Raw genomic sequence first — 12678 nt, forward strand, 5'->3', positions numbered from 1 at the left:
TTTCAGATAAAAATCGAAAAAATATAAAAGCAAGTGGAGAGAAACGAATTGTTTTTCTCCACTTGCTTCATTTTAGGGACTTATCGGACAGCCCCAAGATTTTTGAGCAATTATTACATCATTCCGCCCATGTCAGGCATGCCTGGGTTGCCGTTACCTTTGTTTTCTTCTGGTTTGTCAGCAACAACTGCTTCAGTTGTTAAGAACATAGCGGCAACGGATGCTGCGTTTTGAAGAGCAGAACGAGTTACTTTTGTTGGGTCAACGATACCAGCTTCGATCATGTTCACCCATTCGCCTGTAGCAGCGTTAAAGCCGATTCCAACTTCTTCTTTTTTCAAGCGTTCAACGATAACAGAGCCTTCTAAACCAGCGTTGTGAGCGATTTGGCGAACTGGCTCTTCTAAAGCGCGAAGAACGATGTTTACACCAGTTTGAACGTCGCCTTCTGCTTCAATTTCAGCAACTTTTTTGTAAACGTTAACTAGAGCTGTACCACCACCGGAGACAATTCCTTCTTCCACTGCTGCACGAGTGGAGTTAAGAGCGTCTTCGATGCGAAGTTTACGTTCTTTCAATTCTGTTTCAGTAGCGGCACCAACTTTGATAACTGCTACGCCGCCAGCTAATTTTGCTAAGCGCTCTTGAAGTTTTTCTTTATCAAATTCAGAAGTTGTTTCTTCCAATTGAGCTTTAATTTGATTTACGCGAGCTGCAATTTTGTCGCTTGCGCCTGCGCCTTCAACAATTGTAGTTGTTTCTTTCGTTACAACAACTTTTGCAGCGCGGCCTAATTGAGAAATAGTAGCGCTCTTAAGATCTAAACCTAAATCTTCTGTAATAACTTCACCATCTGTTAAAATGGCGATATCTTCTAACATTGCTTTGCGGCGGTCACCGAATCCAGGAGCTTTTACAGCTACAGCATTAAATGTACCGCGAAGTTTGTTCACAACTAATGTTGCTAAAGCTTCGCCTTCAACATCTTCAGCAATGATTAATAAAGGTTTGCCTTGTTGTACAACTTGCTCAAGAACTGGCAAGATTTCTTGGATGTTAGAGATTTTCTTGTCAGTAATTAAAATGTATGGATTTTCAAGAACAGCTTCCATTTTATCAGAATCTGTTACCATGTATGGAGAAGCATATCCGCGGTCAAACTGCATTCCTTCTACAACGTCAAGCTCAGTAGTGAAACCTTTAGATTCTTCAATAGTGATAACGCCATCGTTACCAACACGTTCCATTGCTTCAGCAATTAATTTACCTACTTCATCATCCGCAGCAGAAATAGCAGCAACTTGAGCAATTGATTCTTTTCCTTCAATTGGTTTAGAAATTGCTTTTAATTCTTCAACAGCTGTAGCAACTGCTTTTTCAATTCCTTTACGTACACCCATTGGGTTTGCGCCAGCTGTTACGTTTTTAAGTCCTTCGCGGATCATTGCTTGAGCTAAAACTGTTGCAGTAGTTGTACCGTCCCCAGCAACATCGTTTGTTTTGCTAGCAACTTCTGCAACTAATTTTGCACCCATGTTTTCAAATGGATCTTCTAATTCAATTTCTTTTGCAATCGTAACGCCATCGTTTGTAATTAACGGAGAACCGAATTTTTTCTCAAGAACAACGTTACGGCCTTTTGGTCCTAAAGTAACTTTAACCGCATCTGCTAATTTATCCACACCACGCAGCATTGCACGACGTGCTTCTTCACTGAATTTAATTTCTTTTGCCATGTTGCGAAAACCTCCTCAAAATTTAAATTGTCTATGATATTGGGCTGTCTCTATTAGCCGATCACAGCCAAAATGTCGCTTTCACGCAAAATTAAGTATTCTTTGCCGTCATATTTTACTTCTGTGCCGGCGTATTTTGAGAAGATAATGCGATCGCCAACAGCAACTTCAACTGCAACACGTTCACCGCTGTCTAATACACGACCAGTACCAACTGCTACTACTTTACCTTCTTGAGGTTTTTCTTTAGCTGTGTCAGGCAATACGATGCCGCTTGCTGTTTTTTCTTCTGTTTCAACAAGTTCAATTACAACGCGATCACCTAATGGCTTTAACAAGGGAAACAACCTCCTCAAATATCTTTTGAGATTTTCAAAATTTATTCCTTATTCATTATTAGCACTCATTGCTATCGAGTGCTAACACCAATTATTATATTAAAGAAACCTCCTCTATTTTTCAAGTCTCTTTTAAAAAAATTTTAACATCCACCATTAAGTGCTTACCTTGTCAAAATTGTTTTTCTTTCTTTAAAACATTGTGTGTTAAAATAGTCATATGAATCTTTTATAAAGGAGAACTATTCGTGAAAAAGCAATATTGGTGGATCATCATTACGTACATCATTATGCAGCTCTCATCCTATATTGGAGTTCCCCTTTTTTATGAACTGGGTGTTGGCGTCGATGAAAATCTCAATGCAGGACTTTTTCAAGCGCAAGCATATTGGTCGATTACAAGTTTTACTGCTGCGTTTGTCATTATTTTATTTCTCCTTCGTCATGAACGAAAAAATAATGTCCGGATTGAAAAAGCTTCTTTCGGCGAATCTGCCATATGGGCTGTTTTCGGAGTTTTTTTAGCTTTTTTCATTCAAACAATCGTTGGCAATATTGAAATATATGTACTTAAAGTTAATCCGATGTCGGAAAATACTCAAGTTATTATGGATTTAATTGAAGCAACGCCTTATTTGATTATTGTCACATCAATAATAGGACCGATTCTTGAAGAAATTATCTTCCGAAAAATTATTTTCGGGGTGATTTATCAAAAAACGAATTTTTGGATCGGTGCGCTTGTCAGTTCGCTATTATTCGGCATCGTGCATGGGGAGCCTGAACTTTTATTGCGTTATACAGCAATGGGATTTACGTTCGCTTTTTTATATTATAAAACAAAACGCATATTAGTCCCTATTTTTGCCCATACAATGATGAATACAATCGTAGTCATCATTCAAACAATTTATCATGATGAGATTGAAAACATGATGAAGCAAATGGAACAAATACAAATCATTATTGGAGGCAGCTAAGATTATGAATTTTCATCCCGTTTCCATGGGACTCTTCTATTTTATCATGGGAGTTCTATTTACATATTTAGCAATTCATCATGCTGAAAATGGTATGTGGACAGCTACAAATATGATTTTAATGATTTTAGCCACGTTTGATTTTGCTGTTTCCATCCGCATGTTCACTTTCTCATATAAAATTCGGAAAGCAAAAAACAACCGATGAGGTGTAATGATATTATCCCTCTTGTGTAGACAGTAGGAAAAAAGCCTATACTGTCTACTTGACAGGGATATGTTTTAACAGCCCATCGGTTTTACTTTTGATCTGATTCTTTTATTTGAGAAGACTGTGCTTTTTTGTAAGCAAATCTTGAAACAATGATACTTATTTCATACAAAATGAATAGCGGAATCGTGACCATTAAATGCGACACAATTTCAGGCGGCGTAATAATCGCTGCGATAACAAGCAATACAAAATACGCATATTTTCTAACCTTTGCCAAAAACGCCGGATTGATGATCCCGAGTCTTGTTAAAAACATTATGACAACGGGAAGCTGAAACAACAGTCCGAAAGGCAATGTTAACTGCAGCAGGAAACGAAAGTATTCATTTATTCCTATCATTTGTTGAATGTTTAAATCATTGGAAAGCCGCCCCATAAAATCGATGACAAAAGGAAACAAAATAAAATAAGAGAAGCTTATACCTAAAAGAAATAAAGCAACCGACAACGGTATATAGCTTAATGTGACCCGCCTTTCTTTTTCATACAGTCCTGGGCTGATAAACGCCCAAAGCTGGTACAATAAAACAGGGAAAGTTAGAATTAAAGCAATAATAAATGTAAACTGCATATAAACGATCAATGGATCTGCAGGACGAAAAGCATTTAAGGCGAATTGCTTTGCTTCATCAGTTTGCTGTAAAAAAACAATAATTGGCTTCGCTATGAAAAAGCCAGTAATCATAGCAACGAAAAAGAAAACGACTACAATAATCAGCCGTTTTCTAAGCTCCGCTATATGCTCCAACACGGACATTTTTTTTTCGCTCATCATTATTCATCCATTCTTCTTGCTATTCATATTCATTTTTCTTGTTTTCTTCATCATCGTCTGCTAAGCCCTTCGTGGCACTTTTAAACTCCTTTAATGATTCTCCTATAGCTTTTCCAAGCTCAGGAAGTTTTTTCGGCCCGAAAACAAGCAGAGCTGCAAATACAATCAACAGCAAGCTTCCAATTCCAATTGTTGGCATTTAATATCGCTCCTTCAATCTTCATTCGAATAATGTTTTAAAAAATATGCAAGAGCCTGAAGTTCAACAGATAGATCGATATGATGAATCCGAATTTTATCCGGAACATTTAAGCGAGCCGGCGTAAAATTTAAAATGCCTTTTATGCCTTTTTCCACTAACCGATCCGTTATTCCTTGAGCGGCGGTTGCCGGGACCGTTAATATCGCAACAGGCACATCATCAGGCAATTCACTTTCTAGCTGATCCAAATGATAAATTGGAACTCCACCAATTTTCATTCCTACTTTTCGTTTATTAATGTCAAATGCAATAACAATTTGTGTGTTGTTATTTTTTGTAAAATTGTAATTTAAAAAAGCTGTTCCCAAATTTCCGACGCCAATGAGGGCAACTTTGGTCAACTCATCTTGGTCAAGCGTCTTTCTAAAAAATGATAACAAATAATTGACATTATATCCATAACCTTTTTTGCCCAGCGCTCCGAAATATGAAAAGTCCCTTCTAATTGTCGCAGAATCTACTTTTACTGCTTCACTCAGTTCTTGAGAGGAAACACGTTGTTTTCCCGAGGCATGTAAATTTTGCAAAAACCGATAATATAGAGGTAATCTTTTTGCAGTTGCTTGCGGTATCTTAGATTGATCTTGATTCAATGCTCATCCCTCGCAATCCAAAACAACCTGACTAATTTTGTTTTTAACTATGTTTTCTAGCAAGCGGCTGCTCGCCTGTATGAAACAATATCAGACTGATAACGCTTCCATCCTGATCTTCTTCTCCGTCTACATTTCTTTTTATTTGTTTTTTCTCCAAACTCTCCTTATATAAAAACTATACACTATTTTTTTATTCGTGTCTTTTGAACGATTGTTACAATTTCTTGTCCTTTTGTTCATCAGGTCAGTTGCCTGCAGTCAAATATATAGGCTACACTTATTCTAGCAAAGATTGAGGTGAACTATGGATGATTTTATTGCAGTTAAACAAAATCACAAAATATTATGGTGCTGACCTTATTTTATCGAATATTAAGCTGGAAATCCAAACAGGAGATAAAATCGCCGTTGTAGGCCGCAATGGAGCCGGAAAATCAACATTATTGAAAATCATTGCCGGTGAAATGCCCTTTGATTCTGGTGAAATTGTGAAGCCAAAAGATTTAACAATCGGCTATCTGGCACAAAACACAGGATTAGAATCAACTAAGTCGATATGGGATGAAATGCTAACCGTTTTTGAAGAGTTGCGGAACATCGAAGCTGAGCTGCGAAATATTGAACAAAAAATGGCAGCTATCTCCTCAGCTGGAGATTCTCATGCTTTGCAAAGCTTAATGAAGGAATATGATTCACTCCAACATTTATATAAAGAAAATGGCGGATATCAATATGAGGCGGATATCCGTTCTGTGCTGCATGGATTAGGGTTTGCTGATTACGACTATTCAACTAAAATTTCGGTTTTGAGCGGAGGACAAAAAACCCGGTTAGCACTCGGAAAGCTCCTGTTGAAAAAACCGGATCTGCTCATACTCGACGAGCCGACAAACCATCTTGACATGGAAACATTAAACTGGCTCGAACAATATTTACAGCATTATAATGGAGCGGTTCTAATTGTTTCCCACGACCGGTACTTTTTAGATCGCGTTGTCAACACTGTTTATGAAATATCACGAACAGTTTGTACGAAGTATGTTGGGAATTACAGCGCTTATTTAAAACAAAAAGCGGAAGCGTACGAAAGGGAATTAAAACAATTTGAAAAACAGCAAGAAGAAATCGCGCGGATGAAAGATTTTATTCAACGAAACTTAGCAAGAGCATCGACAACGAAACGTGCGCAAAGCAGAAGGAAAATGCTTGAGAAAATGGAAATACTGGACAGACCCGCTGGGGACGAGAAGTCAGCCAGCTTTTCCTTCGAAATCGAAAAGCAAAGCGGCAATGACGTGTTAAAAGCCATTGATTTGTCCCTTTCCTACGATCAAAAAACTCCGATCGTGAAAAATATTAACTTTTCGATCAACAGGAAGGACTCAATTGCCTTAATAGGGCCAAACGGAGTTGGAAAATCTACCTTATTAAAAACGATCATCAACCGCTTAAAGCCGCTGAGCGGAAAAATTCAGTTTGGATCTAATGTCCAAATCGGATATTATGACCAGGAACAAGCGGATTTGTCTTCATCTAAACGGGTTTTAGATGAATTGTGGGATGACTATCCCGAAAAAACAGAAAAAGAAATCCGAACGGTTTTAGGGAATTTTCTTTTTTCCGGAGATGAAGTGCTGAAAACCGTCTCGTCTTTAAGCGGAGGAGAAAAAGCTCGGCTCGCTTTAGCGAAATTAATGCTAAAAAAAGCTAACTTTCTCATCATGGATGAACCTACGAATCATCTGGATCTCGACAGCAAAGAAGTATTGGAAAACGCTCTGATAAATTTTCCTGGAACAATCTTGTTTGTTTCGCATGATCGTTATTTTATCAACAAAATCGCGACCAAAATTTTTGAATTATCCACAGAAGGCATTGCCGAATATATCGGGGACTATGATTATTACATTGCAAAAAAAGCGGAGATGATCGAGCTTGAACAGTTGAAAGAACCAACTATCGAAACCAAAGAGCAAAAACAAGGAAAATTATCTTATGAACAAGAAAAAATATTGAAAAAAAAGGAACGGCAAAGACAGCGCCGCATTGAAGAACTTGAAAACAAAATAGCAGAAATTGAAGAAGCGATCGCTGAAAACAATGAAATGCTTTGCGATCCAAATATATACCAAGATCATGAAAAAGCTCAAAAACTTCATGATCAAAATGTCATGTTAACGGAACAACTAGATCAACTGATGGAGGAATGGGAATCACTTCTTTCTGAATAACCGGCTCATGCCGGTTTTTTATTTATTTTGTTTCCTTCAGCATGTTTCTCTCAAACAGTTATCCACATCATTAGTTCCTTACCTTATAATATTTTTCTTATTTGTTCACATTATCCACAACAAACCCCTTTAGTTATCCACATGTTTCACCTTGTTTTTTCTTCTTCTATTTCAATGTTTCGTCTTATTTATCCAAAATGAAGCTTTTCTTTGTGGATAACCTGTGGTTAAAATAAAAAAAGGTTCTATGTCAATTGTTGGGGTGCACTTGATGTGAAGTGCACCTCTTTTATATGTATGAAAGTTAAATAAGTGAGCATAATACCTTATTTCTAAGTCGTTGAAAGTTGCGAATACCATAAGACATTCGTTTAATGACTTTCATTTTATTGTTAATCCCTTCTAAATAACCGTTAGTGTAGGGATCAATAAACGAATTGATGATTTCTTTCTCCCAGCTTTTAAAGGTTCGTTTCATGTACTGATATTCGTCCAGTCCTGATTCGTCAATCGCTTGATACAGTTGTTCTAAGTTCAACCTTACATTGCGTTCATTGCTTTGTGTCATCCATTTTTTAAAGACTTCTTTCACTTGATAAGCTTTCTTTAAATCGGGGGACAACTCTAAATAATATTGCAGGAGCTCCTGTTCTCTTGTGGTTAACTTCTCTTTCGGTTTATGTAAGAGAAAACGTAACTTTTTCATCGATTTTCGATCTTTGTCTTGGAACGACTTTTGTACTCTCTTTCGTATTCGTTCAAGTGCCCAGAAGTTATGACGAGCATAATGGAATTTGTCCACGATGATAATTGGATTTTGAAAGAGTTGTTGAGCCAATATTTTATACGGCTGCCACATATCCATGACCACCATTTGAACACGATGAGTCGGTAAAGAACGAAAATAATCTTTTAGCGTGGACAACTTACGGTCTTGAATCACATCAAATACCTTGAAGCCTCGAGGGTCTCCGATGACACATTGATATTTTCCTTTTTCGGTTGTCCCCTTAAACTCATCAATGGCTAAAATTTGTGGTAATGAGTGGTTCTCATAAGTATAATAACGGTCAAACCATCGAATCACCGTTGAGTGTCCCAATCCAAGCTCTTTCGCCACTTCCTTAAAATTGGCCGTTCTCACTTTGATAAGAAGGGCTTGAAGGACACGTATCGTATGACGTTGATAGCGCTCTAAGAAGGGATATCGTTCATAGAAACGCTTTCCACAGGATGTACATTTATAGCGACGCTTTTTTAGAATGAGATACGTATACATTTCGCGAAATTTGACATCTCGAATCTTCTGCAGGCGATAATCATGAATAGATCTTGTCCTTTCCCCGCACTGAGGACAACTTTGATGACAAGGTTTGGTTTCGATAAAAATTTCTAGGTGCGTATCCGTTTCTACAATATTTGACACAATGACATTTTCTAATCCAATCAGTTTTGTGATACAATAGTCTTGCATTTACGAAGTCTCCTTTTAAATGAGGTTTGGTCACTTTCATTATAAAAGAGAGCACTTCGTAAATGCTTTTTTATTGTATGAAATTCTTTACCCCAACATTTAGTATAGAACCCAAAAAAATAGGGCCGCTGTTCATTCGACCCTATTTTGCCTATATATATGACGTTAATTCCAATCCAGGATGAGCATTCATACGATAATCACCGAAAATTCCTTTTTCATAAAGTACATCAGCGAAAGCTGCAATCATGGCCGCATTATCTGTGCATAAGGACAATGGTGGAATGACGAGGTCGATCCCTTTTTTCTTTTTGAATGCTTCCTCCATAGCAGTTCTTAATCCTTTATTCGCCGCTACCCCGCCTGATAAAAGAACTTGCTGAGCTTGATACTTCTCACTGGCACGAACAGTTTTTTCCACTAAAACTTCTACAACACTTTGCTGAAAACTTGCAGCCATATCTTTCGGATCTATCGTGATCCCTCTTTGCGCCGCGTTATGAAGAGTGTTAATCACCGCTGACTTCAGCCCGCTGAAACTAAAATGAAACGAGCCTTCTTCAAGCCATGCTCGCGGCAAATCAATGGAAGCAGTTCCTTCATGTGCTAGCCTGTCGATATGAGGCCCGCCCGGGTAAGGCAGGTTTAATGTTCGCGCAACTTTATCATAAGCCTCTCCTGCTGCATCATCAAGTGTTTCCCCAATCACCTCAAAACAACCGTGCTCCTTCATATAGACAAGCTCTGTATGGCCGCCGGAAACAACTAATGCAATCAGCGGGAAAGAAAATTCTTTCACAAGACGGTTCGCATAAATGTGTCCTGCAATATGATGTACTCCGATTAGTGGAAGATCATACGCAAAAGCTAAAGCCTTTGCGGCATTGACTCCAATCAATAATGCACCAACCAGCCCCGGTCCTTCTGTCACGGCTACGGCGTTCAAATCGTGATACGACAGATTCGCCTGTTTTAACGTTTCTTCTAATACGAGAGTAATTTGCTCGACATGATGGCGTGAAGCGATTTCTGGAACGACTCCGCCAAAACGTTTATGGCTTTCAATTTGGGAAGCAACGACTTGTGCAACAATTTCTTTTCCGTTTTTCACAATGGCAGCTGCTGTTTCATCACAGCTTGTTTCAATTCCTAAAATTAATCGATCTTTCATTATAAATTCACCTGCATTAATATCGCATCTTCTTGGTTATCCGTATAATAGTTTTCCCGGATTCCGATTGGTTCAAAATTCAATTTCTTATATAATGATTGCGCAACCGTATTCGAAACCCGGACTTCTAATGTAACGGTTTTGGCTCCTTTTTCTTTTGCTACGTTTAAAACGCTTCTAAGCAGGGTCTCTCCCAGCTTTTTTCCCCGATACGCTGGAGAAATAGCAATATTGGTAATCTGCCCATCATCAACAATCACCCATAAACCGCAATACCCTACAACTTTTCCTTCATATTCTATTACTAAATAAGTAGCAAAATGGTTATGGACCAATTCCCGATAAAATGATTCCTTTGTCCAAGGAACCGAAAATGACAGCTGTTCGATTTCATAAACACGATGTATATCTTCAACTGTCATTTTTCGAACATTTACTTGATTATTAATCATGTTGACGTTTTTTGCTGCTCGATCCATTTCGCTTCCGCCTCTGCTAACCTTAAATAATTTGGCACAAACTGATGAACATTAACTGCTTCTCTGGTCATTCCCAGCAAACCTAGCAATCCCGGACGCGGCTGGTGCAATGACGGATCCCCGATGACTGCCAGCTCACCCATTATTTCTTTGATCAGATCTAAATGAAGAGAAACATCATTCCCTAAAAAGAGCACCCGCTTTTTGAGCTGTTTTATTTCATTCAACCAATCTTCTAGCAGAATATTTCTGTCTTCTTTCACACAAAGTATGTTTTCTTTAAATTCATACAGCCCGGTATAAACTCGTCCTCTTCTTGCATCAAATAAAGGGCAAATCAACCCGTCAAAAAAACGCCCGTTCAGTGCAAGCACTTCAAGACTGGAAACGCCCGTTAAAGGAATGTTTCTAGCCCATGCAAGCGTCTTAGCAATTGTTACACCGATTCGCACACCAGTATAAGAGCCAGGACCTTGGGCAACCACAATCTTTGTTAAGTCGCTGGGCTGAACGTGGCACTCTTTCAAAAGATAATCAACTGCCGGCATTGCACGAACAGAATGGTTTTTTTTCAAGTTCGTCATATATTCGCCAATAATTTTAGTTTCGTCTACTAACGCAATGCCTAAACAGTCGTTTGATGTATCAATCGCTAATACCGTCATCAGTGAAAAACTCCTTACACAGCTTAATATATCTTTTTCCCTTCGGCCTAAAAATTAGAGATCTTGCATTGTCCTGAATGTAACGGATGAATATATCCAGTCTTTCCTCCGGCAGTTGATCTTCTATATAATGCGCCCACTCTACAACTGTTACACCGTCTCCATCAAAAAACTCATCAAACCCTAAATCCTCATCGCTATTTTCAATCCGATAAACGTCCATATGATAAAGCGGCAGTCTGCCGTCTGTATACTCCTTCATGATTGTAAAAGTAGGACTGTTCACTGTTCTGCCAATGCCCAAACCTTTTGCCAGTCCTTTCACAAATGTAGTTTTGCCTGCTCCAAGATCTCCTTCAAGCGTAATCACATCGCCCGCTTGTAAGTGCTGAGCCAGCTTCATCGCCATATTCCCTGTCTCTTCAGGATTTGTTGTTTTTATTTCAAATTGATCCAAATGAATCACCTTTTTTAAAATGATTGTAGCCTTTGCTTAATAGCCGTTTGCGAATATTTTTTTCTTGCAAATAAACCGATGGGCTGCCTTCAAATACTTCTCCGATCTTCGTTATGCGTATTCCTTCTTGCTCGCATTTTTTTTTCAATACTTCAAAGGAATGTTTAGAAGTCGTTCCTACCAGTTCAAAATCTTCTCCTCCAGTGATAGCCCACTCAAATTGCTTTTCTAACGGCAATAATTGTATTGAATCACTTAATGGAAGAAGATCTTTATGTACGACGATTTGTACGTTGCTCATGTCAGCTATCTCATTCAATTCGCTTGCAATACCGTCACTAATATCATTAAGGCTCGCCCGATCCACTTCAGAAATAATCCTGCCCGCTTTTACTTGCGGCTTCGGACGTCTATGGCGAGATACTAAATATTGATAATCTTCCTCCGGCAAATTGAACTCATCGTTTAATAGAAGGTGCAATCCAGCAGCTGAATCCCCCAGAGTACCCGTAACAAAAACCACATCCCCCGGTCTTGCTGAGCTTCTCAATTGGGCTTTCCCGCGTTCAACTTCTCCAATCAAGGTGACGGTGATGACGAGGTGATCAGCAATAGAAACAGTATCTCCACCGATTAAATCCACTTTATATTTTTCTGCGGCATCTGCCATTCCTTTGTATATAGATTGTAAGTCTTTCTCGTGCCATCGAGAGGGAATCGCAATGGAAACTAAAAAATACTTTGGAATCCCGCCCATTGCGGCAATATCACTAATGTTCACTGCCAAACATTTAAAGCCGATATCAAAAGGCTCCATTGTTTTACGTAAAAAATGAACCCCTTCGACCATTGTGTCTGTGCAGACTATTTGCTGAAAACCTTTATTCGGTGTGTAAACTGCGGCATCGTCACCTATTCCGACAACAAGGCCTTCATGAAAATAATGTGCTGGCCGAATACTTCGGATAAACTCAAATTCATCCTGAATTGACATATAAAACCTCTTTCTTTAAAAGGTGCTCTCCTAAAGAATCCAATTCAATCCTCTTGTATAGTTTACCGCATATGTTTAGCTTATCCAAGATATTCATAAAATAAAAAAACGAAACGTTGAACGTTTCGTTAGTTGTTCGTATATTGTTGTAATGGCGGTCCCGACGGGAATCGAACCCGCGATCTCCTGCGTGACAGGCAGGCATGTTAACCGCTACACTACGGGACCATTGGTTGCGGGGGCAGG

Annotated in this window: 14 protein-coding genes and 1 tRNA gene; 3 read left to right on the forward strand and 12 right to left on the reverse strand. The window is 38.7% G+C overall.

Translation table 11 applies throughout. The features are described from left to right. Positions 1 to 113: 113 nt before the first annotated feature. Both groL and groES read right to left on the reverse strand, forming a co-directional pair. On the reverse strand, positions 114 to 1736 hold the full coding sequence (gene groL, locus FB379_RS17425; RefSeq protein WP_063388690.1) for a chaperonin GroEL: 1623 nt from the start codon (positions 1734 to 1736) through the stop codon (positions 114 to 116). A gap of 53 nt (positions 1737 to 1789) precedes the next feature. Beyond that, positions 1790 to 2074: a co-chaperone GroES gene (gene groES / locus FB379_RS17430; protein WP_063388689.1), complete on the reverse strand. Its 285-nt coding sequence runs from the start codon at positions 2072 to 2074 to the stop codon at positions 1790 to 1792. Between the two features lie 248 nt (positions 2075 to 2322). Between groES and FB379_RS17435 the strand changes: the two genes are divergently transcribed. Both FB379_RS17435 and FB379_RS17440 read left to right on the forward strand, forming a co-directional pair. Then, positions 2323 to 3054, forward strand: a complete 732-nt coding sequence (locus FB379_RS17435; protein ID WP_063388688.1) for a CPBP family intramembrane glutamic endopeptidase — start codon at positions 2323 to 2325, stop codon at positions 3052 to 3054. Positions 3055 to 3058: 4 nt separating this feature from the next. Beyond that, on the forward strand, positions 3059 to 3262 hold the full coding sequence (locus FB379_RS17440) for a YdiK family protein (RefSeq protein ID WP_063388687.1): 204 nt from the start codon (positions 3059 to 3061) through the stop codon (positions 3260 to 3262). Between the two features lie 91 nt (positions 3263 to 3353). Here FB379_RS17440 and tatC read toward each other — a convergent pair whose 3' ends face one another. From tatC to FB379_RS17455, 3 genes are read right to left on the reverse strand one after another with little or no spacing between them, the layout of a single operon-like run. Further along, positions 3354 to 4100, reverse strand: a complete 747-nt coding sequence (tatC, locus tag FB379_RS17445; RefSeq protein WP_117017328.1) for a twin-arginine translocase subunit TatC — start codon at positions 4098 to 4100, stop codon at positions 3354 to 3356. A 22-nt stretch (positions 4101 to 4122) separates the two neighbouring features. Next, positions 4123 to 4302, reverse strand: coding sequence for a twin-arginine translocase TatA/TatE family subunit (locus tag FB379_RS17450; RefSeq protein ID WP_144598515.1), 180 nt, complete (start codon positions 4300 to 4302; stop codon positions 4123 to 4125). Positions 4303 to 4316: 14 nt separating this feature from the next. Continuing rightward, positions 4317 to 4958, reverse strand: a complete 642-nt coding sequence (locus FB379_RS17455; protein ID WP_063388684.1) for a redox-sensing transcriptional repressor Rex — start codon at positions 4956 to 4958, stop codon at positions 4317 to 4319. Positions 4959 to 5269: 311 nt separating this feature from the next. On the opposite strand from FB379_RS17455, the gene FB379_RS17460 reads away from it, so the two are divergent. Next, positions 5270 to 7192 (forward strand): ABC-F family ATP-binding cassette domain-containing protein, encoded by a 1923-nt coding sequence (locus tag FB379_RS17460; RefSeq protein ID WP_144598516.1) that lies wholly within the window; start codon positions 5270 to 5272, stop codon positions 7190 to 7192. Between the two features lie 304 nt (positions 7193 to 7496). On the opposite strand, the gene FB379_RS17465 is transcribed toward FB379_RS17460, so the two are convergent. The 7 genes from FB379_RS17465 to FB379_RS17495 all read right to left on the reverse strand — a co-directional run bounded on the left by FB379_RS17465 (position 7497) and on the right by FB379_RS17495 (position 12660). Continuing rightward, a complete protein-coding gene (locus tag FB379_RS17465) occupies positions 7497 to 8666 on the reverse strand; it encodes an ISL3 family transposase (RefSeq protein ID WP_144598517.1) in 1170 nt (389 codons plus the stop codon). 151 nt (positions 8667 to 8817) lie between these two features. Further along, the gene (gene tsaD, locus FB379_RS17470; RefSeq protein WP_066248098.1) at positions 8818 to 9837 is read right to left on the reverse strand and encodes a tRNA (adenosine(37)-N6)-threonylcarbamoyltransferase complex transferase subunit TsaD; all 1020 of its coding nucleotides are present in this window, start codon (positions 9835 to 9837) and stop codon (positions 8818 to 8820) included. Beyond that, a complete protein-coding gene (rimI, locus tag FB379_RS17475; protein ID WP_063388681.1) occupies positions 9837 to 10316 on the reverse strand; it encodes a ribosomal protein S18-alanine N-acetyltransferase in 480 nt (159 codons plus the stop codon). The genes tsaD and rimI overlap by 1 nt, the downstream gene beginning before the upstream one ends. Next, on the reverse strand, positions 10286 to 10981 hold the full coding sequence (gene tsaB, locus FB379_RS17480; RefSeq protein ID WP_066248096.1) for a tRNA (adenosine(37)-N6)-threonylcarbamoyltransferase complex dimerization subunit type 1 TsaB: 696 nt from the start codon (positions 10979 to 10981) through the stop codon (positions 10286 to 10288). The genes rimI and tsaB overlap by 31 nt, the downstream gene beginning before the upstream one ends. Beyond that, positions 10962 to 11438, reverse strand: a complete 477-nt coding sequence (gene tsaE, locus FB379_RS17485) for a tRNA (adenosine(37)-N6)-threonylcarbamoyltransferase complex ATPase subunit type 1 TsaE (protein ID WP_144598518.1) — start codon at positions 11436 to 11438, stop codon at positions 10962 to 10964. Before tsaE ends, tsaB begins: the two co-directional genes overlap by 20 nt. After that, positions 11425 to 12432 (reverse strand): thiamine-phosphate kinase, encoded by a 1008-nt coding sequence (gene thiL / locus FB379_RS17490; protein WP_144598519.1) that lies wholly within the window; start codon positions 12430 to 12432, stop codon positions 11425 to 11427. The genes tsaE and thiL overlap by 14 nt, the downstream gene beginning before the upstream one ends. A 152-nt stretch (positions 12433 to 12584) precedes the next feature. Further along, a tRNA-Asp gene (locus tag FB379_RS17495) sits at positions 12585 to 12660 on the reverse strand. Positions 12661 to 12678 lie beyond the last annotated feature (18 nt).

Source organism: Aeribacillus composti, from assembly GCF_007827555.1.
Lineage (GTDB): Bacteria > Bacillota > Bacilli > Bacillales > Aeribacillaceae > Aeribacillus > Aeribacillus composti.

Excerpts from the sequence above, each read along its gene's own strand:
- groL (WP_063388690.1), bottom strand. The coding sequence starts at position 1,736 with ATGGCAAAAGAAATTAAATTCAGTGAAGAAGCACGTCGTGCAATGCTG.
- FB379_RS17440 (WP_063388687.1), top strand. The coding sequence starts at position 3,059 with ATGAATTTTCATCCCGTTTCCATGGGACTCTTCTATTTTATCATGGGA.
- tatC (WP_117017328.1), bottom strand. The coding sequence starts at position 4,100 with ATGAGCGAAAAAAAAATGTCCGTGTTGGAGCATATAGCGGAGCTTAGA.
- FB379_RS17450 (WP_144598515.1), bottom strand. The coding sequence starts at position 4,302 with ATGCCAACAATTGGAATTGGAAGCTTGCTGTTGATTGTATTTGCAGCT.
- FB379_RS17460 (WP_144598516.1), top strand. The coding sequence starts at position 5,270 with ATGATTTTATTGCAGTTAAACAAAATCACAAAATATTATGGTGCTGAC.
- FB379_RS17465 (WP_144598517.1), bottom strand. The coding sequence starts at position 8,666 with ATGCAAGACTATTGTATCACAAAACTGATTGGATTAGAAAATGTCATT.
- tsaD (WP_066248098.1), bottom strand. The coding sequence starts at position 9,837 with ATGAAAGATCGATTAATTTTAGGAATTGAAACAAGCTGTGATGAAACA.
- rimI (WP_063388681.1), bottom strand. The coding sequence starts at position 10,316 with ATGGATCGAGCAGCAAAAAACGTCAACATGATTAATAATCAAGTAAAT.
- tsaB (WP_066248096.1), bottom strand. The coding sequence starts at position 10,981 with ATGACGGTATTAGCGATTGATACATCAAACGACTGTTTAGGCATTGCG.
- thiL (WP_144598519.1), bottom strand. The coding sequence starts at position 12,432 with ATGTCAATTCAGGATGAATTTGAGTTTATCCGAAGTATTCGGCCAGCA.